Annotated in this window: 22 protein-coding genes; 13 read left to right on the forward strand and 9 right to left on the reverse strand. The window is 74.3% G+C overall.

Translation table 11 applies throughout. The features are described from left to right. The first annotated feature begins 67 nt into the window (after positions 1-67). The 7 genes from ACIPW5_RS16630 (at position 68) to ACIPW5_RS16660 (ending at position 8,154) form a co-directional block, all read left to right on the forward strand. Complete coding sequence (locus ACIPW5_RS16630; protein WP_401245239.1) at positions 68-541, forward strand: hypothetical protein; 474 nt, start codon at positions 68-70, stop codon at positions 539-541. Positions 542-680: 139 nt separating this feature from the next. Continuing rightward, entirely contained in the window at positions 681-2,942 is a 2,262-nt protein-coding gene (locus ACIPW5_RS16635) for a HelD family protein (RefSeq protein WP_401245240.1), read from the forward strand. Positions 2,943-3,058: 116 nt separating this feature from the next. Continuing rightward, entirely contained in the window at positions 3,059-4,252 is a 1,194-nt protein-coding gene (locus ACIPW5_RS16640; RefSeq protein ID WP_401245242.1) for a cytochrome P450, read from the forward strand. Positions 4,253-4,330: 78 nt separating this feature from the next. Beyond that, a complete protein-coding gene (locus ACIPW5_RS16645; RefSeq protein WP_401245244.1) occupies positions 4,331-5,596 on the forward strand; it encodes a VWA domain-containing protein in 1,266 nt (421 codons plus the stop codon). Next, positions 5,596-6,402: a hypothetical protein gene (locus tag ACIPW5_RS16650; RefSeq protein WP_401245246.1), complete on the forward strand. Its 807-nt coding sequence runs from the start codon at positions 5,596-5,598 to the stop codon at positions 6,400-6,402. The genes ACIPW5_RS16645 and ACIPW5_RS16650 overlap by 1 nt, the downstream gene beginning before the upstream one ends. Before the next feature lie 110 nt (positions 6,403-6,512). Next, positions 6,513-7,430 carry a MurR/RpiR family transcriptional regulator gene (locus ACIPW5_RS16655; RefSeq protein ID WP_401245248.1) on the forward strand — a complete coding sequence of 306 codons (918 nt, stop codon included), beginning with the start codon at positions 6,513-6,515 and terminating at the stop codon, positions 7,428-7,430. 334 nt (positions 7,431-7,764) lie between these two features. Further along, positions 7,765-8,154, forward strand: coding sequence for a hypothetical protein (locus ACIPW5_RS16660; RefSeq protein ID WP_401245372.1), 390 nt, complete (start codon positions 7,765-7,767; stop codon positions 8,152-8,154). 43 nt (positions 8,155-8,197) lie between these two features. On the opposite strand, the gene ACIPW5_RS16665 is transcribed toward ACIPW5_RS16660, so the two are convergent. The 5 genes from ACIPW5_RS16665 to ACIPW5_RS16685 all read right to left on the reverse strand — a co-directional run bounded on the left by ACIPW5_RS16665 (position 8,198) and on the right by ACIPW5_RS16685 (position 13,832). Continuing rightward, the gene (locus ACIPW5_RS16665; protein WP_401245250.1) at positions 8,198-9,781 is read right to left on the reverse strand and encodes a phospholipase; all 1,584 of its coding nucleotides are present in this window, start codon (positions 9,779-9,781) and stop codon (positions 8,198-8,200) included. Between the two features lie 249 nt (positions 9,782-10,030). Then, the gene (locus tag ACIPW5_RS16670) at positions 10,031-11,140 is read right to left on the reverse strand and encodes an aryl-sulfate sulfotransferase (RefSeq protein WP_401245252.1); all 1,110 of its coding nucleotides are present in this window, start codon (positions 11,138-11,140) and stop codon (positions 10,031-10,033) included. Between the two features lie 48 nt (positions 11,141-11,188). Beyond that, positions 11,189-12,190, reverse strand: coding sequence for an ABC transporter substrate-binding protein (locus ACIPW5_RS16675; RefSeq protein WP_401245254.1), 1,002 nt, complete (start codon positions 12,188-12,190; stop codon positions 11,189-11,191). A 146-nt stretch (positions 12,191-12,336) separates the two neighbouring features. Next, entirely contained in the window at positions 12,337-13,056 is a 720-nt protein-coding gene (locus tag ACIPW5_RS16680; protein ID WP_401245255.1) for an ABC transporter ATP-binding protein, read from the reverse strand. Further along, entirely contained in the window at positions 13,053-13,832 is a 780-nt protein-coding gene (locus ACIPW5_RS16685) for an ABC transporter permease (RefSeq protein WP_401245257.1), read from the reverse strand. The genes ACIPW5_RS16680 and ACIPW5_RS16685 overlap by 4 nt, the downstream gene beginning before the upstream one ends. Before the next feature lie 153 nt (positions 13,833-13,985). Here ACIPW5_RS16685 and ACIPW5_RS16690 point away from each other — a divergent pair, with 153 nt between their 5' ends. Then, complete coding sequence (locus ACIPW5_RS16690) at positions 13,986-14,561, forward strand: helix-turn-helix domain-containing protein (RefSeq protein ID WP_401245259.1); 576 nt, start codon at positions 13,986-13,988, stop codon at positions 14,559-14,561. A gap of 5 nt (positions 14,562-14,566) precedes the next feature. On the opposite strand, the gene ACIPW5_RS16695 is transcribed toward ACIPW5_RS16690, so the two are convergent. Both ACIPW5_RS16695 and ACIPW5_RS16700 read right to left on the reverse strand, forming a co-directional pair. Further along, complete coding sequence (locus tag ACIPW5_RS16695) at positions 14,567-15,070, reverse strand: GNAT family N-acetyltransferase (protein WP_401245261.1); 504 nt, start codon at positions 15,068-15,070, stop codon at positions 14,567-14,569. Positions 15,071-15,107: 37 nt separating this feature from the next. After that, positions 15,108-17,891, reverse strand: coding sequence for a serine hydrolase (locus tag ACIPW5_RS16700; protein WP_401245263.1), 2,784 nt, complete (start codon positions 17,889-17,891; stop codon positions 15,108-15,110). A 215-nt stretch (positions 17,892-18,106) separates the two neighbouring features. On the opposite strand from ACIPW5_RS16700, the gene ACIPW5_RS16705 reads away from it, so the two are divergent. The 5 genes from ACIPW5_RS16705 (at position 18,107) to ACIPW5_RS16725 (ending at position 24,681) form a co-directional block, all read left to right on the forward strand. Further along, the gene (locus ACIPW5_RS16705; protein WP_401245265.1) at positions 18,107-18,529 is read left to right on the forward strand and encodes a GntR family transcriptional regulator; all 423 of its coding nucleotides are present in this window, start codon (positions 18,107-18,109) and stop codon (positions 18,527-18,529) included. Next, on the forward strand, positions 18,526-19,437 hold the full coding sequence (locus ACIPW5_RS16710) for an ABC transporter ATP-binding protein (protein ID WP_401245267.1): 912 nt from the start codon (positions 18,526-18,528) through the stop codon (positions 19,435-19,437). Before ACIPW5_RS16705 ends, ACIPW5_RS16710 begins: the two co-directional genes overlap by 4 nt. Further along, positions 19,434-20,387 carry a transporter gene (locus ACIPW5_RS16715; RefSeq protein WP_401245269.1) on the forward strand — a complete coding sequence of 318 codons (954 nt, stop codon included), beginning with the start codon at positions 19,434-19,436 and terminating at the stop codon, positions 20,385-20,387. Before ACIPW5_RS16710 ends, ACIPW5_RS16715 begins: the two co-directional genes overlap by 4 nt. A gap of 87 nt (positions 20,388-20,474) precedes the next feature. Continuing rightward, on the forward strand, positions 20,475-21,251 hold the full coding sequence (locus ACIPW5_RS16720; protein WP_401245271.1) for a class I SAM-dependent methyltransferase: 777 nt from the start codon (positions 20,475-20,477) through the stop codon (positions 21,249-21,251). Positions 21,252-21,438: 187 nt separating this feature from the next. After that, the gene (locus ACIPW5_RS16725) at positions 21,439-24,681 is read left to right on the forward strand and encodes a TIM-barrel domain-containing protein (RefSeq protein WP_401245272.1); all 3,243 of its coding nucleotides are present in this window, start codon (positions 21,439-21,441) and stop codon (positions 24,679-24,681) included. Between the two features lie 83 nt (positions 24,682-24,764). On the opposite strand, the gene ACIPW5_RS16730 is transcribed toward ACIPW5_RS16725, so the two are convergent. Both ACIPW5_RS16730 and ACIPW5_RS16735 read right to left on the reverse strand, forming a co-directional pair. Continuing rightward, on the reverse strand, positions 24,765-26,132 hold the full coding sequence (locus ACIPW5_RS16730) for an MFS transporter (protein ID WP_401245274.1): 1,368 nt from the start codon (positions 26,130-26,132) through the stop codon (positions 24,765-24,767). Further along, entirely contained in the window at positions 26,129-26,737 is a 609-nt protein-coding gene (locus ACIPW5_RS16735) for a TetR/AcrR family transcriptional regulator (RefSeq protein ID WP_401245275.1), read from the reverse strand. Before ACIPW5_RS16735 ends, ACIPW5_RS16730 begins: the two co-directional genes overlap by 4 nt. Positions 26,738-26,805 lie beyond the last annotated feature (68 nt).

Consider the following 26,805-nt stretch of genomic DNA (forward strand, 5'->3'; position numbering starts at 1 on the left):
CGCGCTTCAGTTCCCAAAGGTCCCTTCGGTGAACCGGGCGCCACATCCGCATATTCGAGGAGCATCCATGCGCATCGTCCGATCCGTCCTCGCGCTCGCCGCGGTCCCGCTCGTGCTGGCCGCCGTCGCCGCCCCCGCCGTCGCCGCACCGGCGCCGGCCCCGAAGCCCGCGAAGTTCTGCGCCCTCGTCATCGACACGGGCGAGGGCGGCTGTTTCGCGACCAAGGCGGAGGCCGCCTCGCTGGGTGCCGCGGCCGAGTACAAGGACCTCGGCAAGATATGGAGCGACGCCAACTCCGGCGGCAGCGAGTTCACCTTCCGCGGCAGTGTCGGCTGCAACTGGCGCTACCCGGAGTTCAACGCCCTCTCCAAGTGGGGGTGGAACGACACGGTGAGCTCCGCGCAGGGCATCACCTGCCCGATCACCCTCTGGGAGCACAGCGACTTCCGGGGCGCCCACCAGACCTACTACGGCTACAACGCCTACGTCGGCGACGGGATGAACGACAAGGCCTCCTCCGTCAGCTTCGACGTGCGCTGACCGGAGCGACATCACAAAAACGCCCCGGACGAATTGACGTCCGGGGCGTGCTTCCGCGTATATTCGATGGTTCACGCTCTCGTGTGAATGAGGGCGTGACGAAGCTTTACGGGGACATCGTATCGCGCTGGGAGCGAAATTGTCAAACACCGAATTTCAGAGCGAGCAGGAATTCATCACCGAGCTCTACGCGCGCCTCGAAGACCTGCGGGACCAGGCGGAACGGGCCCTCCAGAGCGCCCTGGGGGAGGGCGGCAACGGTTTCCAGGCGCGGCTGGAAAGGGACGTCCTCGTCGCCGAGCAGTCCGGCCTGCTTTCCGCCCTGAACTCCTCCGAACACGGTCTGTGTTTCGGCCGCCTGGAGTTCTCCGACGGCCGCGACCACCACATCGGCCGCATCGGGATCAGGCAGGACGACGCCGAACGCACCCCCCTCGTCCTCGACTGGCGCGCCGAAGCGGCCCGCCCCTTCTACCTGGCCACCGGACACGTCCCGATGGGCCTGCGCCGCCGGCGCCACATCACCACCCAGGGGCGGCGCGTCACCGCCCTGCACGACGAGATCCTCGACCTCGCCGACACCGAGCGCACCGGCTACGAGGGCGCCGACGCGGACGCCGTGCTGCTCGCCGCCCTCGACGCGGCCCGCACCGGCCGCATGCACGACATCGTCCGGACCATCCAGGCCGACCAGGACCGCATCATCCGCTCCCCGCACCAGGGCGTCCTCGTCGTCGAGGGCGGCCCCGGCACCGGCAAGACGGCCGTGGCCCTGCACCGCGCCGCCTTCCTCCTCTACGCCCAGCGCGAGCTGCTCGCCAAACGCGGCGTGCTGATCGTCGGCCCCAACCCCGCCTTCCTCGGCTACATCGGCGAGGTGCTGCCCGCCCTCGGCGAGACCGGGGTGCTCCTCGCCTCCCCCGGGGACCTCTACCCGGGCATCCGGGCCACCGGCACCGACCGCCCCGGCGCCGCCGCCGTCAAGGGCCGCGCGGCCATGGCCGACGCCCTCGCCCGGGTCGTCGCCGACCGGCAGACCCTCCCCGAGGCCGTACCCGCCGGCAGCGGCGAGGACAGCGCCGTGGTCCCGGAGCCGGCGCTGGAGATCGACCACGACGACTACGGCACCCTCCTGCTCGACCGGACCATGGCGCACGCCGCCCGCGACCGCGCCCGCACCACCGCCCTGCCCCACAACCTGGCCCGCCCCTACTTCGCGTTCGCCGTCATCGACTCCCTCACCGAGCAGCTCGCCGACCGGCTCGGCGCCGACCCCTACGGCGGCCCCAACCTGCTCGGCCCGGACGACGTCGCACAGCTCGGCAAGGAGATCGCCACCAGCTCCGAGGTGCACGCCGCCATCGACACCCTCTGGCCGCACCTGACCCCCGAACAGCTGGTCGCCGAGTTCCTCGCGGACCCCACCCACCTCCCGGCCGAGGACGCCGCGCTGATCCGCCGCACCCAGGGCGAGTGGACCCCGGCCGACGTCCCGCTCCTCGACGAGGCCGCCGAACTCCTCGGCGTCGACGACAGCGCCCTCCGGGCCGCCGCCGCACGCGACCGGCTGGAGCGCATCGCCTACGCCCAGGGCGTCCTGGACCTCTCCCAGGGCTCGGAGTCCTACGAGTTCGAGGACATGGAGAACGAGTACCTCGCCGCCCACGACATCATCGACGCCGAGCGGATGGCCGAGCGGCACGAGGAGGCCGACCACCGCACCACCGCCGAACGCGCCGCCGCCGACCGCACCTGGGCCTTCGGCCACCTCGTCGTCGACGAGGCCCAGGAGCTGTCCGAGATGGCCTGGCGACTGCTCATGCGCCGCTGCCCGACCCGCTCCATGACCCTGGTCGGCGACCCCGCGCAGACCGGCGACGAGGCCGGCGGCGGCTCCTGGAAGCAGATCCTCGACCCGTACGTGGGCGACCGCTGGGAACACGTCCGGCTCGGCGTCAACTACCGCACGCCCGCCGAGATCATGGAGCTGGCGGCCGGAGTGCTCCGCGCGCACCGGCCCGGCTTCGAACCGCCCCGCTCGGTGCGCTCCACCGGTGTGCGCCCCTGGGTGCGGGCGACGGCCGACCTCCCCGGCGCCGTCGCCGCGGCCGTCCGCGACGGCGCGCCCGCCGAGGGCCGGCTCGCCGTGATCGCCCCCCGCCCCCTGCACCCGGCCCTCGCCGCGGCACTGCCCGGCGTACGGGCGGGCGAGCAGCCCGACCTCACCCGGCCGGTGGTCCTGCTCGACGCCCGCCAGGCCAAGGGGCTGGAGTTCGACACGGTGATCGTCGCCGAGCCCGCGGACCTCGACCCGAGCGACCTCTACGTCGCCCTCACCCGCGCGACCCAGCACCTCGGGGTGCTCCACACCGGCCGCCTCCCCGAAGGCCTGCCCGGCTGACGGACCGGACGGACCGGACGGGAACACCCGCGCACGGGACCGGCCACGGGACGCACCGCGGCACGTGGCCGGATTCACCCCCCTCCAGGCGGCCTCGACCGTCGTAGGGTGACCCGATGGCCCTCGTCGACATCACCTCCAGCGCCCCCGACTTCGACTCCGACCCGCACTCCTTCTACGCGGCACTGCGCGCCGCCGGGCCGGTCCACCAGGTCAGGGGCCCCGGGCCCCAGCAGGACGCGTACTGGCTCGTCGTCGGGTACGAGGAGGCCCGCCAGGCCCTCACCCACCCGGACCTGCTCAAGGACTGGCGCAACTCCGGGCTGTATCCGGACATCGAGCCCAGCGCCTCCAGCGCCAACATGCTGGAGGCCGACCCGCCCCACCACACCCGGCTGCGCCGCCTGGTGGCCCGGGAGTTCACCGCCCGCCGGGTGGAGGCGATGCGTCCCCGCGTCCAGCGGATCACGGACGAGCTGCTGGACGCGATGGCCGCCCGGCCCGAACGCTCCGCCGACCTGGTCGAGGCCCTCGCCTTCCCGCTCCCCATGACGGTGATCTGCGAGCTCCTCGGCGTCCCCGACCTCGACCGCGAACGCTTCCGCCGCTGGTCCAACGAGATCGTCGCACCCCGCCCGGAGACCACGAACGAGGAGGCGTTCGTCCAGCTCACCCTCTACCTCACCGACCTCGTCGCCGAGAAGGCCAAGTCCCCGGGCGACGACCTGCTCAGCGCCCTGATCCGCACCCGCGACGAGGACGGCGACTCGCTCTCCCCCGACGAACTGATCGGGATGGCCTTCCTGCTGCTCGTCGCCGGCCACGAGACCACCGTCAACCTCATCTCCAACGGCGTACGCGCCCTGTTCGCGCACCCGGACCAACTGGCCGCACTCCGCGCCGACCCCGACGGCCTGCTCGGCGGGGCCGTGGAGGAGATGCTCCGCTACGACGGCCCCGTGCAGAACGCCACCTACCGCTACGCCGCCCGGGACGTGGAGCTCGGCGGCACCCTCATCCCCGCCGGGTCGGTCGTACTGGCCTCCCTCGCGGGCGCCGGCCGCGACCCGGACCGCTTCGCCGAACCCGACGCGTTCGACATCCGGCGCGCCCCCGGCGGCCACCTCGCCTTCGGGCACGGGCTGCACTTCTGCCTCGGCGCGCCACTGGCCCGGATGGAGGGCCGGATCGCCGTCCGGAGCCTGCTGGAACGGTTCCCCGCCCTGGAGGCCGACCCGGCCGGCGGCCCCCTGGAGTGGATCCCGGGCACCCTGATGCACGGCGTGACCCGGCTGCCGGTGCGCTGGTAGCCGGTCCCCGCGGAACCGCGGATACCGCCTGCCGGTACGCGTTTTGGCATGGCGCCGGATCCTCAATACGATCCGGCGATGATCACAAGAAAACGACTGGCGGCAGGGGCCTGCGGCCTGTTCGTCGCCTTGACCGCGGGACTCCTCCCGTCGACCGCGGCCGCCGCCGACGGACCGGCGAAGGAGCCGCCGAAGGTCGAGCTCGTGCTCGACGTCAGCGGCTCCATGCGCGCGAACGACATCGACGGACAGTCCCGCATGGCCGCCGCGAAGCAGGCCTTCAACGAGGTCCTCGACGCGGTACCCGGTGAAGTCCGCCTGGGCATAAGGACCCTGGGCGCCACCTACCCCGGTGACGACAGGGCGCTCGGCTGCAAGGACACCAAACAGCTCTACCCCGTCGGCGCGGTGAACCGCACCGAGGCGAAGACCGCCGTCGCCACCCTCGCGCCCACCGGCTGGACCCCCATCGGGCCCGCCCTCCAGGCCGCCGCCCAGGACCTGGAGGGCGGCAACGCCACCCGCCGGATCGTCCTCATCACCGACGGCGAGGACACCTGCGCCCCGCTCGACCCCTGCGAGGTGGCCCGCGAGATCGCCGCCAAGGGCATCCACCTCGTCGTCGACACCCTCGGCCTCGTCCCCGACGCCAAGACCCGCGCCCAGCTCACCTGCATCGCGGAGGCCACCGGAGGCACGTACACCTCCGTGACGCACACGGCCGAGCTCTCCGGCCGGGTCAGACAGCTCGTCGACCGCGCCGCCGACCCCGTCGCCACCCCCGTGGCCACCGAGGGCGCCAAGCAGTGCCAGAGCGCCCCGCTGCTGAAGGCCGGCCTCTACAGCGACCGCGAGACCTTCGGCGAGCACCGCTGGTACAAGGTCGACGTCCGCCCCGGCCAGGAGCTGCGCGCCTCGGTCAGCATCGGCGCCGACCGGGCCGTCAACAACGACTACGGCGTACTGCTGCGCGCGACGACCGTCCACGGGCGGGAGATCGTGCGCGGCTCCGAGGCCGGCGACGGCCGGACCGACGTCATCTCCACCGGCCTGCGCTACCCGAAGCCCGAACTCGACGGGGACGACGCGGAGAAGACCGAGACCGTCTGCCTCCAGGTCAGCAACTCCTTCGCGGCCGGCCCGGCCGTCAAGACCACCCCCGGCATGCCCGTCGAGCTGACCATCGACCTCGTCGACGGCCCCGACGGCGGCACCGACGCGGCCTCCTTCGGCCTCGGCCGGGGCTGGTGGCTGATCGGCCTGCTGGTGCTGACCGGCCTGCTCGCCGGTCTGGTCTGGGGCTGGATCTCGCGCTGGCGCATCTCCGTCTGGAGGACCAACTGATGCGTACCGTACGCACCCTGACCGCCGCCCTGCTGGCGGGAGCCGCGCTCCTCGCCCCGGCGGCCACGGCCACCGCGGCACCGACACCGAGCCCCACCCCGAGCGCGGGCCAGGGCACCGGCAAGGACGGCAGGGCCCCGACCGAGGCCGGCACGGGCTTCCGCACCGCGGCGCTCTTCAGGCCCGGCCAGAAGGCCACCGCCGCCGGGTCCACCGGCGACTACCTCTACTGGGCGTTCCCCGCCGACACGGGCCAACGGGCCACGGTCCGGGCCTCGGTGACGCTCCCGGAGTCCGCCGTCCGGCACGGCGCGCAGACGTGGCGGCTCGACGTGTACGACGGCCTGCGCCGCAGGCAGCCCTGCATGTACGGGCACCAGAGCGCGGCGGCGGCCAGGGAGGCCGCCACCGTGGAGCTCTCCTGCACCCTGCGCACCGTCCGCTCCGGGGCCGAGGCCTGGTCGAACGACCCGCTCCCGGGCAGCTACTACGTCCGTCTGACGGCCGTCGCGGCGCACGAGGAGGACCTGGGCCTGCCCGTGAAGGCGCAGGTCGAGGCCGAGGTGAAGGAGACGGGCGGGGCCACGGCGGTGGACGCCGCCCTGGCCGAGCCCCTGGTCCCGGGCATCGCGGGCGCCTCCGAGCAGCAGCGGGAGGCGCGCGCCCCGGAGGGCGGCTGGTCCGGCGGCTGGTGGTCCGACCGCTGGCTGTGGACGGCCGCCGGCGGGGTGCTCGGGGCCCTCGCGGGCATCTACGGGTACTCCCTCACCCGCGGCTCGGGCCGCCCCTCCCGGCCCCGGACGTGACCGGGTGCCGCCGTGCCCTCGGGTGCGGCGGCTCCCGCCCCCCAAATGATCATCCGGCCACGGAGCGTGGGCTATGTTGGAGGGAGAGTGACGTGAGAAGGAGGCCGCCGGTGTCATCGGGGCAGCAGGCACGCGCGCAGGCGGCCGCGATCACGCCCGGCGGGACCCCGCCGGGGCAGGAGAAGCCGCCGGCCGAGCGGCTCCTCGCGCTCTTCGACGGCCACCGGCTCTCACCCGGTCAGCGGCGGATCGCCCAGTACCTGATCGACCACCTCACCGAGGCGGCCTTCCTCTCCATCACCGAGCTCGCGGAGCGGGTGGGCGTCAGCCAGCCCTCCGTGACCCGGTTCGCCTCCTCGCTCGGCTTCAGCGGCTATCCGGCCCTGCGGGACGTCCTCCAGCCCATCGCCCTGTCGGCGGTCGCGGGCACCCCGGACAGCAAGGAGCAGATCCGGCAGAACGAGCTCCAGGCCGCCGTCGACGCCGAGATCGAGAACCTGGAGAACGTGCGCCGGCTCCTCGCCGACACCAACCAGGTCCTGGAGATCGGCCGCGAGCTGGCCCGCTCCGTCCCGCTGACCGTGCTGGGCCTGCGGATCTCGGTCTCGCTGGCGGAGTACTTCGCCTACGCGGCCCGCCGCATCCACCCCGACGTCCGCCTCGTGACCCGGGGCGGCAGCGTGGCCTACGACGCCCTGCTCCAGTGCCGGGCGGCGGGCGGGAGCTGGGTGCTGGCCTTCGCCATGCCCCGGCACGCCAACGAGACCCTGGCCGCCCTGCGCGCGGCCCGCAGCACGGGCCTGAAGGTCGTCCTGATCACGGACCCGACCGTCGGGCCGCTGGTGGAGGCGGCCGACGTGGTGCTGACCGCCGGCACCGGCTCCCGGCTGGTGTTCGACTCGTACGCGGCCCCCGGGATGCTCTCCGCCGCCCTGCTCCAGGCGATGGCGGACGCGGACCCCGAGCGGACCCAGGCGCGGCTCGAACAGTACGAGCAGGTCGCCGACCAGCACGGTTTCTTCATGTAAGGCCCGATTTCACCCGTCGTACACCCCTGCGCGACCGGGAGATATTCAGAGCCTGGGCATGCATGAAATTTTTCATACCCTTGATTACTCGACGGTATATATGTTTACTGACGGCGGCGCTCCGGATCCCTCAGACGCCAAAGGCGGACGTTCCCCTCGTCCGCCTCGAACGGCCACCCAGTACGCCGAACCTCCTCACGGCGGGACCGGGTGCCGCGTCAAGGCTTGTGGATCCCCCGGAGGAGCGCCCCCGGCGGCCTCGGTCAACCCCTGGACCGAGGCCGCCCCCCTCAGTGTCTCGATCAGAGTTCGACACCACTCGGAAGTGACGAGAATGCCCCAGACGGCCACCCTCACGCGCAGCCCGGACTGGCCCCTGCAGGTCAAGGCCCCCGGCACGCACGACTGGGAACGCAGCGCCACCCGCTGGCTGCGGGACCTCCTCCCGGCCCGCTACGGCAGCTACCTCACGCTGACCCGTCACCACGCCCTGCTCGCCCGGCACGTCCAGCTCCAGCTCCAGCACGAGATGCGCGCGGTCCGCGTCGCCCTGCACACCAGCCGGGCCGAGCTGCCGACGATGGGCGTCGCCGAGTCGGTCATCGAGAACACGATCAGGATGTACGCCATCGAGCTCGAACAGCTCGGCCGCCTCTCCCGGGGCGCCCGCCTCGTCTCCGAGGCGCTGCTGCTGGCGTCCACCCCGGGTCAGCGCAGGCGCTGACCCGGAGCGGGGCGCGGCCGCCCGGCGGCCGGGCCGCCGGCCGTCAGGCCTGGCAGAGGCCGCGCGCGTAGTCGTACGTCGCGGTCGCCTGCGAGTACTTCCACTGCGGAGCCAGCAGGGAGTCCTTCAGCTGGTTCGCGGCGGCCGGGCTCTCGACGACGTAGCCGAAGTCCTGGAGCCAGGACGGGTACAGGTTCTTCGAGCCGATGTAGAAGGCGGAGTCGTCCACCGAGACCAGCTTGTGGTGCTGGGCGTACGGCTTGCCGTCCGCCCACGTCGCCCTGTCCGAGGCGCGGAAGGTCGCCAGCTGGAGGTTCTGGCACATCGCGGCCTTGGACGTGCGCTCGTCGCCGGTCAGGGCCGTCAGGCGGCCGCGCAGCGCGTCGCTCACCTCGTTCAGCGACTTGATCTGCGAGTAGCCGTCGCTGCCGACCGCGCCGCGGTTCGCCGGGTCGCTGACGACGATGCGGACCTTCACGCCGGCCGCCAGCTTCGCGGCGAGGGTGTCGTAGAGCCGGACGTCGTAGCGGGGCAGCGGCGGGCAGGTCGCGTGCACGTCCTGCTGGGAGATCTCGATGTGGCTGTTGGCGCTGGCTACGAGCGCGCGCAGCGCGCTCTCCTCCGGGTTGACCGTGTCGTAGTCCCGGTCGGCGTTGGTCCGGTCGGCCACGCCGATGCCGCACTTGGTGTCGGGGGCCGTCGGCAGGACCGGCTTGAACGCCGACGTCGGGTCGCTCTGGCGGATGCCGATGCCGAGGCCGCCGACCGCGATGGCGGGGACGTCGCCGCCGGCCGGGGCGGCCGGGCGGGGCAGGGTGGGCATGCACCCGGCGTTGTTGGAGGAGGCGAACCAGACGCTGCTCCAGCTGGTCTTGTTGCGGCAGGTCCAGTCCCACAGGGTGTCGAGGTAGCGGCCGGCCGAGCCCGCCGCGGGACCGGCCAGCGCGAGGTCGACGTCGTTCACCGGGTGCGCGGTGTCGAGGTAGTCGTCCTTCCAGCTGTTGATGCCGCCGGTGATCACCGTGCCGCCGTCCACCACCACCAGCTTGGAGTGGTTCCAGGAGAAGCCGGTCTTCGAGGTGGTCATCGAGGCCACGTTGAGCGTGACGTTCGCGGCGTCCGGGCCCAGCTTGGCCACCAGCTCGTCACGGTACGAGGACGGGATCACGTTGGCGTGGTAGATCGGCGCGGCGCCCACCAGGATGCGGACCTGGAGCTTGTTGCCCTTCTGTACGGCCTCCTTGAGGCCGGCCACGATCGCGTCCTGGAACCCGCCGTTGGGGAAGGGCGCGAGGGTGGATATGTCCACGGTCTGCCGGGCCTTGGCGATGTCCTGCCGGGTCTTCTCCAGCAGCCGGCGCGAGCCCGGACGGTCGGTGCAGGACGGGTCGCCCCAGCAGCCGGGGGTCTGGAGCAGCCAGTCGGAGCCGCCGGGGGCGGAGGCGCCGAGGGTGTTGCCGGCCGTGCGCTCCCAGACCGAGCCCTCGAGACCGGGGGAGACCTGGCGCAGGGTCTGCTCGATCGAGTCCAGGTGCGGGGTCGGCGAGTCGGCGAACGCCGGCGCGGCGGGGAGCAGGGCGAAGGAGAGGGTGAGCGAGAGGGCCGTCGTGCGGACGGTGCGTGCCAATGTGGTTCCTTGGTGCTGGGGGGTGGCTCGGGCCGGGCGGCATGGTGAAACCGGTCCCCGGCCTAGATCAACTCGCGCAAGTTACCAGCCCGTAAGCCCCCGTTCATCCGGGCATGGTCGCCTTCCGGCCACCCCTCGGGGCCCCCGGCCCCACCCATCGGGTACCGTCCGGCCATCGCGTCCGGCCGCGTGGCCGAAACCAGCTGCCGGAATGGGGCCGTCCGATGGGCGGGGCGAGGGGGAGGGCCGTCAGAGCCAGGGGATCTCGTCCGCGGCGTGCCGGTAGGCGCGGAACACCGAGTTCTGGGCGCCGCGCGAGGACTCCAGGCCCGTGCCCCGGCTGAACGAGCCGAACTCCGGGACGATGAACTCCCAGACCACGTCCCCGTCCGGGGTCACCTCGAAGAGGCGCCCGAAGGAACCCTCCGCGATGAACGTGTTCCCGTTCGGCAGGCGCTGCGCGCTGGACATGTAGGGGCTGAAGAAGTTCTGCGGCGGGTTGTCCTCGTACGACCAGACCTCCGTGCCGCTGACCGGATCCAGTTCCAGCACCCGCGAGTACGGCACCGAGGTGGTGTCCCGGTAGGTCCCGTTGTCGAAGACCAGGACGGTGCCGCCCGGCAGTTCGTGCGGGTAGTGCTGCTGGGCCAGCACGTCGGGGCCGATCCGCCAGCGGACGGAGCCGTCGGCGCGGTCCACGGCCACCGTGGTCGAGGCGCTGCGGAAGCCCACCACGATGCCGCCGTCGGCCAGTTCGTTGACCGTGTTGGCCATCGGCCAGTGCTCCCGGGCGAAGTGCGGGTTCAGCGGCACCTCCTCGGGGTCCAGGTGCTCGATGGCCGCCCAGCGCCACAGCACCTTGCCCTCCCAGGTCAGTTCGTACACCACGTCCCCGTAGATCACCCCGCCCGGGGCCTCCGAACCGGGGATCCCGCCGCGGATCCGGGCGGCGTCCGCCGCCGACAGCGGCTCCACGCCGGTGATGAGCAGGTTGCCGTTGCGCAGGATCGAGGCGTCGTGGTGGTGGAAGGGGTGCCGGGCCTCGCGCAGCACCGTGGAGTCCGGGGCCAGCTCCTGGAAGATGCCGCCGTGGTAGACGTCCCAGATCGGGAAGAGGGTCGGGCCCGAGGTGTCCTTCGCCGCGTAGAAGAGGTTGCCGTTCGGGAGGAGCCGGGCCTGGCGGCCCGGCGGGTGGGGCGAGTTCCAGGTGTGGACCGGCTTGCCCTCGATGTCGACGAGGTGGATCGTGCCCTCGCTGGTGATGGGGGTGTAGAGGGTGTAGCCGCCGTAGCTGCGCTCGGGGTCGTGCGCGCGCAGTCCGGTGCCGCGGCGGCGGAGGGTGTTCTGGTCGACGGTCATGGTGTGCGTACCTGCTTCCTGGTGGAGGTCGGTGGAGGGTGTGGAGGGTCAGGGGAGGGTGACGGCGGCCGGGTCGGCCGCCGCCAGGGGTGCGGGGCGCAGCCGTTCGCGCAGCGCCTGCGGGTCGGCGGAGCCGGGCAGGTTCTGGGCGGCCTTGGCCCAGGCGGCCTCGTCGGCCAGCTGGGCGACCAGCTCGGGGGTCAGGCTCGCGCCGTACGTGTAGCGCGGGTGGAAGGCGTCGACGTAGCCGGCCTGGAGCGCGCCCTTGGACTGGGCGACGACGGCCGCCCGCGCGGCGGCCGGGTCGGCCCCGGCGGCCCGCTGCGCCCGGAGCACCGTACGCAGGACGGCGGTGGCCGCGGCGTCGTCGGCGGAGGGGCCCGAGACGAGCAGGGTTCGGGCGGTGTAGCCGGAGAAGGGAACCTCGGCGTAGCGGTCGGCCAGGGCGGTGCGGGCGGCGTCGTAGAAGCTGGGGAAGGTGACCCCGGCGTCGACGTCGCCGCGGGCGAGTGCCGCCGCGACCTGGTTCGGGGCCAGGTTGACCACGGTCACGTCGGCCGGGGTCAGCCGCTCCGAGGCGAGCATCCGGCTCAGGGCGTACTCGACGTTGGTGCCCTGCGGGACCCCGACCTTGCGGCCCTTGAGCGCGGCGAAGCCGGTGATGCCGCGGTCGGTACGGGTGAGCAGGCGCCAGTCGGAGAACCGCGACAGGTCGGCGACGATCCGCACGTCCCGCCCGCCGAGCGCGGCCGTCACGGCGGGCAGGTCGCCCACGACCCCGAACTGCGCCTGCCCGCCGAGGACGGCGTTCAGCGCGTCCCGCCCGGTGGACAGGGTGGTCACGGTGGCGTCGAGGCCCTCCTCGGCCCAGAGCCCCCGCTCCTGCGCGAGGTACACCGGCGCGCCGCCGAGCTGGTCGCTCCCGGCCACGGTCACGGCCCGCCGGCCGCTCCCCTCGGGGGTCTGCGCGCAGCCGGTGACGCCGAGCGACAGCAGGGCGGCGAACAGCACGGCGGCCACTGCGCGGGGTCCGGTTCTGTGACGGGGCATGACTGGAGGTCCTTTCCGGGACGGGGGAGGGGAGGGGGGAGGGGGACGAGGGAGCTGCGCCGGGGCCCGGAGCCGGTCCGTGTGGGTCCGGGCCCGGAGGCGGTCCGTACGGGCCGGTCCGGGTGCCGGAATGCGGGCGGCCCGGGTCAGGGGGTGGTCAGGTGGCGGGCTATCAGGGCGCGGAGGTCCGGGTCCGGGGGGCCCGGGGGGACGGGGTGGTCGGCGAGGACCCGGCCCGGGGAGGCGCCCAGCACCACCACCCGCCCGGCCAGGGCCAGCGCTTCGTCGATGTCGTGCGTCACGAACACCACCGTGGTCCCGCTGCGCCGCCACAGCTTCCGCAGCAGGTCCTGCATCCGGCCCCGGGTCAGTGCGTCCAGCGCCCCGAACGGCTCGTCCATCAGCAGTACTTCCGGCTCCGCCGCCAGCGCCCGGGCCAGCGCCACGCGCTGCTGCATCCCGCCCGACAGCTGCGCCGGGTACTTGTCCGCGCCGTCCGACAGGCCGACCTCCGCCAGCGCGGCCAGCGCCCGTTCGCGCCGTTCCCGCCGCGGCAGCCCGAGCCGTTTCAGCGCGAACTCGACGTTGCCCCGGGCCGTGCGCCACGGGAAGAGCGCGTAGTGCTGGAAGACCACGCCCCGTTCCGGGCCCGGCCCCTCCACCGGTACGGAACCCGCCGTCACCCGGCCCGAAGCCGGGCGGACGAAGCCCGCCACCGTGTTCAGCACCGTGGACTTGCCGCAGCCGCTGGGTCCCAGCAGCGCGGTGAACGACCCCGCCGGGAACACCAGGTCCGTCCGCTCCAGGACCGGAGCCGTCGTGCCGTAGCCCACCGTCAGCCCCTCCAGCCGTACTTCGAGGCTCATGACGCGCTCCAGTGCACGAAGCGGCGTCCGACGGCGGCCAGTGCGAGATCCGCCGCCACGCCCAGCAGCCCGAGCACGAGCAGCCCGGCGAACATCCGGTCCACCCGCAGGAACTGGCCGTCCACCTGGAGCCGGTACGCCAGCCCGCTGTCCGCGCCGCCCAGTTCGGCGGCGACCAGCGCCAGCAGTGCCACCGAGGCCCCGTAGCGCAGCGCCGCCAGCAGCGCCGGTGCGGCGGCCGGCAGCAGCACCTCGGTGAACCGCCGGTGCAGCGGCGCGCCCAGCGACCGGGCCGCCCTCAGGTGTGAGACCGGCACCCGCGAGACCCCGTCGTGGACGTACAGCCAAACCGCGAGGAGCACGGCGTACGCGATCAGCAGCCGCTTCGCGCTCTCGCCGATGCCGAACCAGGCCGTCGCCAGCGGCACCAGCGCGATCGCGGGGATGGGCCGCAGGAAGGAGACCACCGGGGTGACCGCGGCCGAGAGGCGCGGCAGGTACCCGGTCGCGAAGCCGAGGGCGCCGCCCACGACCGCCCCCAGTGCGAAGCCCTGCCCCGCACGGGCCAGGCTGGCGGCGAGGTCGTCGGCCAGCACCCCGCTGCGGGCGCTGTCCGCCAGCGCGGCGAGGGTGTCGGCCGGCGTGGGCAGGAGACCCGGCGCCACCGCGCCCGACCAGGCGAGCAGGGACCAGAGCCCGAGCACGGCGGCGGCCGCGCCGAGCGGCGGGCCGAACCGGCCGAGGGCCCGGCCCGTGGGGGAGGGGGTGGGGTGCACGCGAGCACTCCTCATCTGCTGTCCGGCCGTCGCCGGCCTGCCGTTCATAAGTGAGGTCAATAATTGACGACGCTTATGAACGGTGTGTTGCAGCAGTACGAAACCTCCCGGGCCCACCCGGCCGCCCGGAGCCGATGGGGTACGTTCACCAGCGTGTCCCGCCCCGAACCCACACCCGAAGCCATCGAGGTCGGCCGCGCGATCCGCGAGTGCCGGACGGCACGCCGGGTCTCCATGGCCGTACTGGCCGCCCGCTCGGGCCTCTCGCAGCCCTTCCTCAGCCAGCTCGAACGCGGACTGGCCACGCCCAGCCTCAGTTCGATCTACCGGATCGCCGAATCCCTCGACGTGGCCCCCGGGACCTTCCTGCGGCCGCCGGGCCGGCCGGGCGTGGTCAGCCACGAGAGCGATCCGCAGGTGATCCGCGTCAGCGAGGCCGCCGGGCAGGTGGCCCGGGTGCTCATCCCGGGCGGGCGCAGCGCGCTGATGGAGGCCTACGAGCACCACTTCGAGCCCGGCCGGGGCGAGCGCGGCTGGTTCGAGCACCCCGGCGAGGACTTCCTCTACGTCCTGGAAGGGGAGGTCGTCCTCGAAGTGCGGGGAGAGGAACCCCTGTTGCTCACGGCCGGCCAGAGCGCCCACCACCGGGGCGACCTGCCGCACCGCTGCGTACTGGCGGGCGGGGGTGCGGCGCCCGCCCGCACCCTGCTGGTCATCGCGAACCCGTAACGGGCCTACACGGGCGCGGCGTAGCAGTGCACGCGGACCACCCGGCCGGGGCCCCAGGACTGCTCGACGGTCGCCAGCAGGCTCCAGCCGAGCCGCTCGTACAGTGCGGCGGCCGCCTCGTCGGAGGACACCACGTCGAGCACCGGGTGCAGCCCGAGCTCCCGCGCCCCGCGCACGGCCCGCGCCATCAGCAGGGCGCCGGTGCCGTGCCCGCGCGCGCCGGGCGCGACGAACAGCCGGCTGACCACGGCCACGCACTCCGCGGGCGTCCCCGTCCGCCGGCTCCACAGCTCCGGCGCCGAGTCGCCCGGCCCGCTCCGGCACAGGGCGACGTGGCCGGCCACGCGGCCGTCCCGCTCCGCCACCCAGCTGCCGAGCAGTGCGGGCGGCGACAGCCAGTCCCGCGGCCGCTCGGGCCAGTCCACCGGGTAGCCGTCGCCGTGGTGGACCTCGGCGAGTACGCGCTCGCACGCGCCGAGGTCGTCTGGTTCGCGTCGCCGGATGTCCATCCGGTCATGCAACCACGGCTTCTCCCGTTCTCCCGCCTCAGGACAGGCGGATGACCCGGGCCCCGAACGAGGGCTCGACCAGGTCCGTGCCCACCGCGACGGGCACGCTCTTCGCGCCTTCCCCGTCGCCCACGGTCAGCAGCCCGACCTCCGTGCCCGCCTTGGCCTCGTGCGGCAGCGGCTTGGCGCCCGCGCCCAGCGAGAGCCGCAGCTGCTGCCCCGGGACCCCGATCACGGTGAGGTCCTTCGTCGCCACGAGCGGGGTCGAGCCGCCGAGCCCGTCGGACACGTGGCCCACCAGCTGCCCCTTGCGGATCACGGTGGCCGGGGCGAGCGCCTTGCGGACGGCCTCGATGATCTTGCGGCTGTTGTTCAGCACCAGCTCCAGGCTCTTCGCGGCGTTGGGGTCCGGCCCGTCCACGCGCTGCTCCATCATCGCGCCGAGGATCAGCGGGCTCTCGCCGCCGACCTTCTTCTCCGCGGCCCACATCAGGGTGCCGCCCGCCGGGGTGCTGGACCCCGTCTTGATGCCCACGGCCTCCAGACCGCGGACCTGGAGCAGGGTGTTGTTGTTGCCGACGCCCTCGGTCCGCCCCTTGATCGGGGACGAGGCCATCTCCACGATGTCGCGGAACGCCTCCTCCCGCATCACCGCCTCCGCGAGCTTGAGCTGGTCGACGGCGGTACTGACCGTCCCGGCGTCCAGGCCGCTCGGGTCCGTGTACGCGGTGTCCCGCATCCCCAGTTCCTTCGCGGCGGCGTTCATCTTCGCGACGAAGGCCGCCTCGTCGTTCCCGCTGTCCCAACGGGCCAGCTGGCGGGCGATGTTGTTGGCCGACGGGATCATCATCATCTTGAGCATGTCCTGCTCGCTGAACTTCTGACCGAGGGTGAGGTCCTTGATCCGGGACTCGTCCTCGGACTTCCCCTCGGCGACGGCCTTGGCGTCGATCTCGATGGCGGGACCGGGCTCGTTCTTGCGCAGCGGGTGGTTCTTGAGGATCACGTACGCCGTCATCACTTTGCCCACGCTGGCCGTCGGGACCGGCTTCTGTTCGCCGAACGTGCGGATGTCCCCGGAGCCGGGCAGGCGGACCGCCGCCTGCCCCTTGGCCGGCCAGGGGATGGCGGTCGAGCCCTCGATGGTGTGCGAGGCCTGGGTGGTGACGAAGGCCGGTGCGGGGAGCGGGCGCAGCAGCTGCGCGCCCACGACGGCACCGCCGAGCAGCAGGACGATCGGCGTCCACACCTTGACGCGGCGCGTCAGGGTGCGGCGTACGGTCTCCGGCGGCGGAGCGGTGTTGGTCAGCTCGGCCAGCAGCTCCAGCGGCGGGAGCGGGGCCTCGCGGGTGGGCTCCAGGACGGCGGGCGCGGGGCGCTGCGGGGGTGCGGGGGCCGGCTTCGGCGGCGTGGGGGCGTCGGGGTCCTTGAGCGCGACGAACTCGCTGGTCCGCTCGGGGTCGTGCGGTTGCGCTGCCGCGCGCGGTTCCGGGGTCTGCTCGCCCTTCGCCCAGGACGGGCGGGGCCGTTCGGGCGCCCTGCCCGGCCGGGCCCACGAGGGGCGGTCGCCGCCCCCCTCCGGCCGTCCCGCCACGGGCTCCACCGCGGCGGACCCGGTGTCCTCCGGCTCGGAGCCGGCGGCCTTCTCCCGGGCGGGGCCGCGCCCCTTCGGGCCCGGGGCGCTCGTCTCCCGTGCCGGCTCGTCGTCGTCCGCCCCGCCATCGGCGCGGACCTCGGCCTTCCCCTCCCGGGCGCCGCCGTCCTCCGGCTCCGGCCGGGAGCCGCCGCCGACAACGGCCTTCCCCCCGGAGGGGCGGCCGCCCTCCGGGCGTGCGGAAGCCGCCGCCTGGGGCCCGCGTGCGCCGGGGACGCCGTCCTGCGGGCGCGGGGTGGCCACCTCCCGCCCGAGCCGGGGGTCGGAGGGGGCGCCGCCGTCCGGGCGGGTGCCGACGTCGGCGGATCCCGGGCCGGTTCCGTCGGCGGGGATGCCGTCCTCCGGCGCGGCCGGGGCATCGCCGGACCCGGGCGCACGGCCGGCCGGTCCGGGCGCGGCCCGGGCATCGGTCCCCGACCCGGCGCCGGTCACGGCCGCCTCCTGCCCGGCGCGGGCTTCGGGTCCGTCCGCTCCACGCCGGGCAGGGGCGTCGGCCGGCCCGCCGGCGGACGTACCCGCCTTGTTTCCGGCAGGGGCATCGGCGGACTCGGCCCTGGAGGCGCCTGCTCCACGCCCGGCCGGTTCGGTGTCGGCCGTCGACTCGGCGTCGGGTGCGCCCGCCTTGCTCCCAGCGGGGGCATGGGCGGACTCGGCCCCGGAGGTGCCTGCGTCACGCCCGGCGCGGGCGTCGGTCGGTTCGCCCTCGGGCGCGCTCGCTCCCCGCCCGGCCCCGGAGGTGCCCGCTCCGTGTCCGGCCGGGGCATCGGCGGACTTGGGCCTGGGGGTGCTTGTTTCGCGCCCGGTGCCGGTGTCGTCGGGCGCGGGGTCGGTCGCGTCCGCTCCTCGTCCGGCAGGGCGGTCGGCGGGCCCGGCTCCCGGGGTGCCCGCTCCGTGTCCGGCCGGGGCGTCGGTGGGCCCGGCTCCGGAGGTGCCTGTTTTGCGCCCGGCCGGGGCGTCGGTGGCGTCCGCTTCGCGTTCGGCTGGCCCGGCTGCGGGTGCGCTCGTCCCGTGCTCGGCAAGGGCCTCGGCGGACTCGGTGTCGGGGGACCCCGGTTCACTCCCGGCCGGGGCGCGGCCGCCCGGCTCGTCCCCGGCCGGCACACGCGCCCCGTCTTCCACCGGGCCCCGGCCGCCCCGCGTGCCGTCCGCCACCGTTTCCGCCTTCATCCACGCCCCACCTTGCTGTTCACACCCGGCTGCGCCGGTTCTCGCCGTCACGTGGGCGCGGCCGTCACCGGCCCGCCGATCACCTAGATGTCCGTCCTGGCCTCCGCGTTCCCACCCCGACCGGCTGTGACGGTTCGGTCATACTCCGCCGGTTTGACGATCCCTCACCCAGTCTGCACTATTCCACTAACGTGTTAGTGGAATGAGGTGGAGGAATGGAGTTCCGAGTAGACCGGCGCAGCGGCGTCGCCACCTATCTGCAGCTCGTCACGCAGGTCAAACAGGCCCTGCGGCTGGGCGTGCTGGAGCCGGGGGACCGGCTGCCGACGGCCCGGGAGGTGGTGGCGGCCACCGCCATCAACCCCAACACCGTCCTCAAGGCGTACCGGGAGCTCGAACGCGAAGGGCTCGTCGAACCGCGCCCGGGAGCGGGGACCTTCGTCCGCCGTTCCCTCTCGCACCCCGGCGCGGCCCCCGATTCGCCGCTGCGGCTGGCCCTGGCCGGCTGGATGGCGCAGGCCCGCGAGGCGGGACTGGACCGGGAGGACGTCACGGCGCTCATCGCGGCCGCCGTGGAAGAGAGCTTCAACCCCTCCGGGCCCGGACGGCCCGGACAGTCGAGAGAGGAAACGGCGTGAGCGATCCGACCCACCCGCCGGCACTACGGGCCACCCGGCTCGGGCGGGAGTTCGGCGGCCACCGGGCCCTGCACGCGTGCGACGTCGAGCTGCCCGCGGGCCGCGTCACGGCCCTCGTCGGCCCCAACGGCGCCGGCAAGAGCACCCTGCTCCAGCTCGCGGCCGGCCTGCTGCGCCCGACCAGCGGGGAGATACGCGTCTTCGGCGAGGCCCCCGGCACCCCCCGGGCCCGCCGGCGCACCGCCTTCCTCGCGCAGGAGAAGCCGCTGCACACGGGCTTCACCGTCGCCGAAACCCTGCGCATGGGCCGCGCCCTCAACCGCGGCCACTGGGACCAGGACGCCGCCGAGCAGCTGCTCACCGGCTCCGGCATCCACGGCGGGGCCCGGATCGGGTCGCTGTCCGGCGGCAACCGGACCCGGGTCGCGCTGGCCCTCGTACTCGGCAAGCGCGCCGACCTGCTGCTGCTGGACGAGCCCCTGGCCGACCTCGACCCGGTCGCCCGGCACGACGTGATGGCCCTGCTGATGGCCGAGGCCGCCGAGCACGGCACCGGCATCGTGATGTCCTCGCACGTCCTGGCCGAACTGGAGGACGTCTGCGACCGGGTGGTCCTCCTCAAGGACGGGTCCGCCCGGCTCAGCGGCGACGTCCAGGAGCTCTGCGCGGCGCACACCTGGATCACCGGCAGGGCCGATCCGGCGGAGCCCGACGGGCTGCCCCGCGGCATCGACCGCGCCGGCGTCGTGCACTCCGCCGTCGCCGGCCGCCAGGTCACCGCGCTCGTCCGTACGCCCCCGCCGGACGGGGACGGCCGCTGGATCGCCGAGACCCCGTCCCTGGAAACCCTGTTGCTCGCCCACCTGCGCGCCCCCCGCGCCGCCGCCGAGAAGGAGGCCGCCGCATGAAGGGCGTCCTGTGGCTGGCCTGGCGCCAGCAGCGCCTGATGATCCTGTCCGCGCTCGCCGTGCTCGTGCTCTGCGCGGCGTACGTGACGTACCGGCGCTCCGAGATGGCGGAGCTGATCGAGGCCACCGGATGGGTGCCCTGTCCGGGGTGGAACGGCGGCTGTGAGAGCCCCGCCACCTTCCAGATCATGGACGGCAACTCCACCGGGATCCGCGCCCTCGGCGCCCTCGGCATCGCGGTACCGGCCCTGATCGGCGTGTTCTGGGGCGCCCCGCTGATCGGCCGGGAACTGGAGACGGGCACGTTCAAGCTGGCCCTCACCCAGGGCGTGGGCCCGCGCCGCTGGTTCGCGGCCCGGTTCGGCCTCGCGGCCCTGGTCGCCGTGGTCGTGGCGGCCGTCATCGGCGCCCTCGTCGCCTGGTGGTGGCTGCCCATCGCCAACACCCTCGACGGCCCCTACTGGCACGACGCCGCGGTCTACAACGCGACCGGCCCGGCCCCGGTCGCCTGCGCCCTGTTCGGCCTCGCCGCCGGCACCCTCGCGGGCCTGCTGGTGCGCCGCGTGCTGCCCGCCATGGGCGCGGCCCTGGCGGCGATCGGCACCGCGATGGTGTTCGTGACGTACTTCCGCACCGCCTGGATCGCCCCCGAGACCCGGATCACCCCCGGCGACACCCCGAAGCGGCTCGTCGGCAGCGCCTGGTCCACCGGGCAGTTCGGCTACATCACGCCCGACGGGCGGGAGCACTCCATCATGAAGGTCTGCCAGACCTCGGGCGACGAGATGCGCGCCTGCATGGCCGAGCACGGTTTCACCGGCCGCTACCACAAGGTCTATCCCAGCGGCGACTTCTGGACCTTCCAGTGGATCGACACCGCCCTCTACCTCGGGGCCGCGGCCGCACTCGTGGGCCTGACCCTCCTGGTCCTGCGCCGCCGGACGGCCTGACCGCCGCGCCCGTCCGCTCCGTCCGCGCTTCCGCCCGCTCGTTCCGCTCGTCCCGCCCGTTCCGTCCGCACTCCTGGGGGACCCCTCATGGCCACCAAGAAGAACCTCACCGCGAACCGCGCCGGCCTCGGCCACAAGGTCCGCTACGCGCTCGGCAACCCGACCCGCATCGCCCCGTACGTACGCCGTGCCGCGCGCGACCGCTGGCTGCGCCTCAAGCACCCCGACCACGTGGGCTACTACCGGGCCGTCATGGCCTCCGACACCGGCCGCAACCCGGAGGCCGCCGTCGGCAGCCAGACCCACGAGCGCTGGCTGGCCCTCGGCAAGATGCAGTTCGACTACCTCGTGGCGCACGGCCTCACCCCGCGCCACCGCATGCTCGACATAGGCTGCGGCAACCTGCGCGCGGGATGGCGCTTCATCGAGCACCTGGAGACGGGCCACTACTACGGCATCGACATCTCGCCGGACATCCTCATCGCCGCCAAGGGGACGCTGGCCGGGCGGGGACTCCAGGACAAGCTCCCGCACCTGACGATCACCCAGGACCTCACCCTGGACTTCCTCCCCGAGCGCCACTTCGACGTGGTCCACGCGCACAGCGTGTTCTCCCACTCGCCGATCGGGATCATCGACGAGTGCCTCGCGCACGTGGAGCGCGTCCTCGCGCCCGGCGGCTGGTTCGACTTCACCTTCGACCGTACCGAGGGCGCCGAACACCAGGTCCTGCGCGAGGACTTCTACTACCGCACCCAGACCCTCGTGGACCTCGCGGCCGGGCACGGGCTGAAGGCCCGCTTCATGGAGGACTGGGAGCAGCTCGGCCACGGCCAGTCCAAGATCCGCGTCACCGTCGCCTGAGGGCGGCCCGGCCCGGGCGGCGAAGCCGGCGGTACGGCTTCCCGTCCGGGCCTCTTCATGCTCAAATCTGCTTGCTATCAGACGACTTCGAGCAGGTTCCTTCAAATGGGCGGCCCGAGTCCGCTATCTTGCCGGGTGCATGCCAAGGCGGTGTGTCCGCGATCCGGACCGCACGAGGAGCTGCCCCATGAGTCCGACGAGTCCCCCTCGACCGTTTTCGAGGCGCGTCCGGCACGACCCTCCACCCGAGCACCGCCGCCGGGGGCGCCCCGGCCGCCACCGGACCCGCCTCGCGGCCCTGCTCGCCGCGGCGCTCGCGACCGCCGGCCTCGCCGCGACGGGGCCCGCCACCGCCCGCGCGGCCGCCGCCCCGGCGGCCACGGCGGGGTCGGTCACCGGACTGGCCCAGTCGGGCGGCACCTTCACCGTGAGCACCACCAGCGGGGCCAAGGCCCGCGTGGTCGTCGCCCGCGCCGACGTCTTCCGCCTCTGGCTCTCCCCGGACGGGTCCTTCACCGACGACCCGGCCGGCACCGACCTCGCCACCACCACCGACTTCGGCCCGGTGAACGCGAGTTACACCGACGCGGGCACCCACTTCCGGATCACCACGGGATCGCTCTCCATCCGGGTCAACAAGTCGCCCCTGCAGTTCTCCGTCTACCGCGCCGACGACACCACGCCCGTCTGGCAGGAGACCCGGCCCACCAGCTGGGGCGGCGGCAAGACCACCCAGTACCTGGCGCGCGGCGCCGACGAGCAGTTCTACGGCACCGGCCTGCGGCTCGGTGAATGGGCGCTGCGCGGCAAGACCGTCCCCGTCGCCGTCGACAACAAGTGGCGCGAGAACGACAACGCCAGCCCCGCTCCCTTCTACATGTCCACCAACGACTACGGCGTCATGCGCAACACCTGGGCCCCGGGCTCGTACGCCTTCGACGCGCCCACCGCCCTCACCCACGACGAGACCCGCTTCGACGCCTGGTACTTCACCGGCGACTCCCTCAAGTCCGTCCTCGACGCGTACACCGACGTCAGCGGCAAGCCCTTCATGGCGCCGATGTGGGGCTTCGAACTGGGCAACGCCGACTGCTTCAACGCCTCCAACCCCGACTACCAGGGCGACCACGGCCGGCCGCGCCACCAGACCACGCCCGACGTGGCCGGCTACGCCGCCGACGCCCGCGCCGCCGACATGCCCTCGGGCTGGTTCCTGCCCAACGACGGCTACGGCTGCGGCTACACCGCGCCCCTGAAGTCCACGGTCGACGCACTGAAGGCCAAGGGGTTCCAGACCGGCCTGTGGACCTCCACCGGGCTCGGCTCCATCGCCGACGAGGTGGGCAACGCGGGCAGCCGGGGCGTCAAGACCGACGTGGCCTGGATCGGCGGCGGCTACAAGACCGCCTTCCAGGGCGTCCAGCAGGCCGTGGACGGCATCGAGAAGAACTCCGACGCCCGCCGCTACGTGTGGACCGTCGACGGCTGGGCCGGGACCCAGCGCAACGCCGTCGTCTGGACCGGCGACACCCACGGCACCTGGGACGACATGCGCTGGCACGTCCCCGCCATCGCCGGCGCGGGCCTGTCCGGCCTCAACTACGCCTCCGGCGACGTCGACGGCATCTTCGGCGGCAGCCCCAAGACGTACGTCCGCGACCTCCAGTGGAAGGCCTTCACGCCCGCCTTCATGACGATGTCCGGCTGGGGCGCGACCAACCCGTCGGCCGGCTACCAGGACAAGCAGCCCTGGCGGTTCGCCGAGCCCTACCTGTCCATCAACCGCAAGTACCTCCAGCTGAAGATGCGGCTGATGCCCTACCTGTACACCATGAGCCGCACCGCCCACGAGACCGGAGTGCCCAGCACCCGCGCGATGGTCCTGGAGTACCCCGACGACCCGGTCGCCCGGGGGAACCTCACCAGCGGCCAGTTCATGGCCGGGGACTCCTTCCTCGTCGCACCCGTCGTCTCCGACACCTCGGTCCGCGACGGGATCTACCTGCCCGCCGGGACCTGGACGGACTACTGGACCGGGAAGACGTACGCGGGCCCCGGCTGGCTGAACGGCTACCGGGCCCCCCTCGACACCCTGCCGCTGTTCGTCAAGGGCGGGGCGGTCGTGCCGATGTGGCCGCAGATGAACTACTCCGGCGAGAAGCCCGTCGACACCCTCACCTACGACATCCACCCGCGCGGCGCCTCCACCTTCAGCCTGTACGAGGACGACGGCCGCACCCGCGCCCACGCCTCCGGCGCCTACGCCCGCCAGCGCGTCGACGTCAGCGCCCCGGCGTCCGGCCCCGGCACGGTCACCGTCTCCGTCGGTGCCCCCACGGGCAGCTACGCCGGGCAGCCTGCCGCGCGCGGCTACGAGTTCACCCTCCACGTGGCCTCCGCCCCCAGCGCCCTCACGGCGGACGGCACCGCCCTGCCCCGCCTCGCCGACAAGGCCGCCTACGACGCGGCCGCCACCGGCTGGTTCTTCGACCCCGCCGACCGGGCGGGCGTGCTGTGGGTCAAGACCGGTAAGAAGACGGGGGCGTTCGGCGTCACCGCCACCGGAACCTCCGTCCCGGCCGCCGAGGCGATCCCGGTCACCTCCACGCCCGTCCCGCAGTCCGGCTGGTCCCTGGTGTCCGCCGACAGCCAGGAGACCGCCGCCGAGAACGGGGCCGCGGCCAACGCCTTCGACGGCGACCCCGCCACCTTGTGGCACACCGCCTGGTCCTCCGGCAAGCCGGCGGCCCTGCCGCACGAGATCCGGATCGACCTCGGCGCCCGCTACGCCGTCGACGGCCTCGGCTACCTGCCCCGCCAGGACGGCGGGTCCAACGGCCGGATCGGCGGCTACGAGGTCTACCTGTCCGACACCACCGCCGACTGGGGCAGTCCCGCCGCCACCGGCACCTTAGCCGACACCCCGGCCGCCAAGACGGTCCCCCTCGCCCCCCGGACCGGCCGCTACCTGAGGCTGCGGGCCCTGACCGAGGCGGGCGGGCGCGGCCCCTGGACCAGTGCCGCCGAGATCACCCTCACCGGCCGCCCGGCACCGCTCCCGGCCGACGCCACCCTCGTCAACGCGGCGTCTTCGCGCTGCCTCGACCTCCCGCACAGCGCCACCACCCCGGGCACCGCACCCACCCTCTACACCTGCCACGGCGGCCCCAACCAGCGCTGGACCCTCCGGGACGACGGCCGCCTCACCGGCCTGGACGGGGTCTGCCTCGACGCCGCCGACCCGGCGAAGGTCACCGTACGGGCCTGCGCGGCCGGCCCCGGCCAGACCTGGCAGCCCGGCCCGGACGGCAGCCTGCGCAGCGCCGGCCAGTGCCTCGCCCCGGCGGGCTCCGGCACCGCCAACGGCACCGGACTCACCCGGGCCGCCTGCACCGGCGCCGCCGCCCAGCGCTGGACCTTCACCCCCTGACCCCCCGACAGGGTCCGGCCCGGCCCCCCACGCCGGGCCGGACCCGCCTACTGGACCGGACCCGCCTACTGGACCGGACCCGCCTACTGGACCGGACCCGCCTGCCCTGCCGGACCCGCCTGCCCGGCCCGCGCCGGCTCCCGGCTCCGGCCCGGCAGCAGCCGGGCCGGAGCCAGGCCCAGGGCGGCCACGGCCGCGAGGGCCCCCAGCGGCCCGCCCGCGGTACCCGACCCCGCGGCTCCCGCCCCGGCGCCCGCGGCGACCGCGATCCCCAGGGTCGGGCCCACGTTCATCGCGGTCTGCTTGAGCCCCCCCACCACCCCGGCGTACCCTGCGGGGGCGTCGCCCACCACGGTCCCGGTGGCGGTGACCATCACCGCCGCGAACCCGGCCCCGAGCACCCCGAAGGCCACCCCGCCGCCCGTGCCCAGCCCGGCGATCCCCAGCACCACCAGCGCCGTGCCCGCCAGCGCCGTCCGCCGCGCCCCGAACCGGCGCAGCGCGGCCGCCGCGACCGGTGCCCCGGCCACCATCAGCGCGGTCAGCGGCAGCACCCGGACCCCGGTGGCGAGCGGGCTGAGGCCCCGTACGTCCTGGAGCAGGAACGTGGCCGTGAACAGCGCCCCGAACATCCCCGCCGACACCGCCAGCAGCAGCGCCACCGCCGCCGCCACCGGCCGCGACCGCGCCACCGCGGCCGGCACCAGCGGCAGCCGCGCCCGCCGCTCGCCCCGTACGAACAGCGCCCCCAGCCCGGCCGCCGCCGCGCACCCGAGCAGCGTGGGCGCCGCCGTCCAGCCGTACTCCGGTACGCCCGCCAGCGCGTGCACCGCCACCGCCAGCGCCGCCGCGAGCAGCACCGGACCGGTCGCCCCCAGCCGCCCGGTCTCCCACGACCGCGGCGCGGGGACCCGTACGGCGAGCGCGAGGCCGGCGATCAGCAGCGCGGCCGGCACGTTGAGCAGGAACACCGCCCGCCAGCCCAGCAGCGCGACCAGCGCTCCGCCCAGCAGCGGCCCCGCCGCCGCGGCCGCCCCGATCGCTCCGGTGCGCACCGCCACCGCCCGCCCCAGCCGCTCCGGCGGGTACGCCAGCCGCAGCAGGGCCAGCGTCGCGGGCTGCAGCAGCGCCCCGAACAGCCCCTGCGCGGCGCGCAGCGCGATCACCCAGCCGACCCCGGGCGCCAGGGCGATCCCCGCCGACGCGGCGGCGAAGCCGAGCACCCCCGTCAGCAGCAGCCGGGTGTGCCCGTAGCGGTCCCCGAGGCGTCCGGCGACGACCAGGAACGCGGCGACGGCGAGCAGGTAGGCGGTGCTCGTCCACTGCACCGCGGCCACCCCGGCCCCCAGGTCGCGGCGCAGGGCCGGCTGGACCACGACGAGCACCGTGCCGTCGAGCGCCACGAGCATCGCCCCGGCCGCGCTGACCGCCAGCGCGAGCCGCTCCCTCATGCGGGACCCGCCCCCAGGTGCGCGTTCACGACGGCGTCCACCAGCGCGTCCAGACCCGGGCCGGCCCCGCCGTCCGCCCCGCCCCCGAGGACCAGCGGCAGGCTGCCGTAGCCCCACAGCTGCGCCACCCCGTGCAGCCCCGCCCACAGCGCGGCCGCCGACACCTCGGGCTCCGCCGCCCCGCAGGCGCCGACCAGCCCGGTCAGCAGCGCGAACAGCGGGAGGGTCTGCTCGCGCAGCCGGGGGCCTCCCGGGGCCTCCTGGCCGGTGCTGTCGAGCAGGTCGTGCCGGAACATGAGGGCGAACATGCCCGGCTGCTCCAGCGCGTAGGCCACGTACGCCCGTCCGAGCGCCCGTACGTGGTCCCGGGGCGCGGGCCGGTCGGCGCCGGCCGCGAGGAAGCGGGCGCCGAGCTCGCCGAAGCCGCGCCGGGCGATGGCCGACAGCAGCGACTGGTGGGTGGGGAAGTAGCGCCGGGGCGCGCCGTGGGAGACCCCGGCACGGCGGGCGATCTCGCGCAGGCCGAGGGAGCCGGTCCCCTCGGACCTGACCAGTTCCACCCCGACGTCGATCAGCCGCTCGCGCAGCGGTACATCCGGTTCCATGGGCATAGACAGTGTCTACCAGAACCTTGTAGACACTGTCTACTGTGCGGTGAGACGTGCGGCACGGC

The organism is Streptomyces sp. NPDC090077 (assembly GCF_044747545.1).
Taxonomy (GTDB): Bacteria; Actinomycetota; Actinomycetes; order Streptomycetales; family Streptomycetaceae; genus Streptomyces.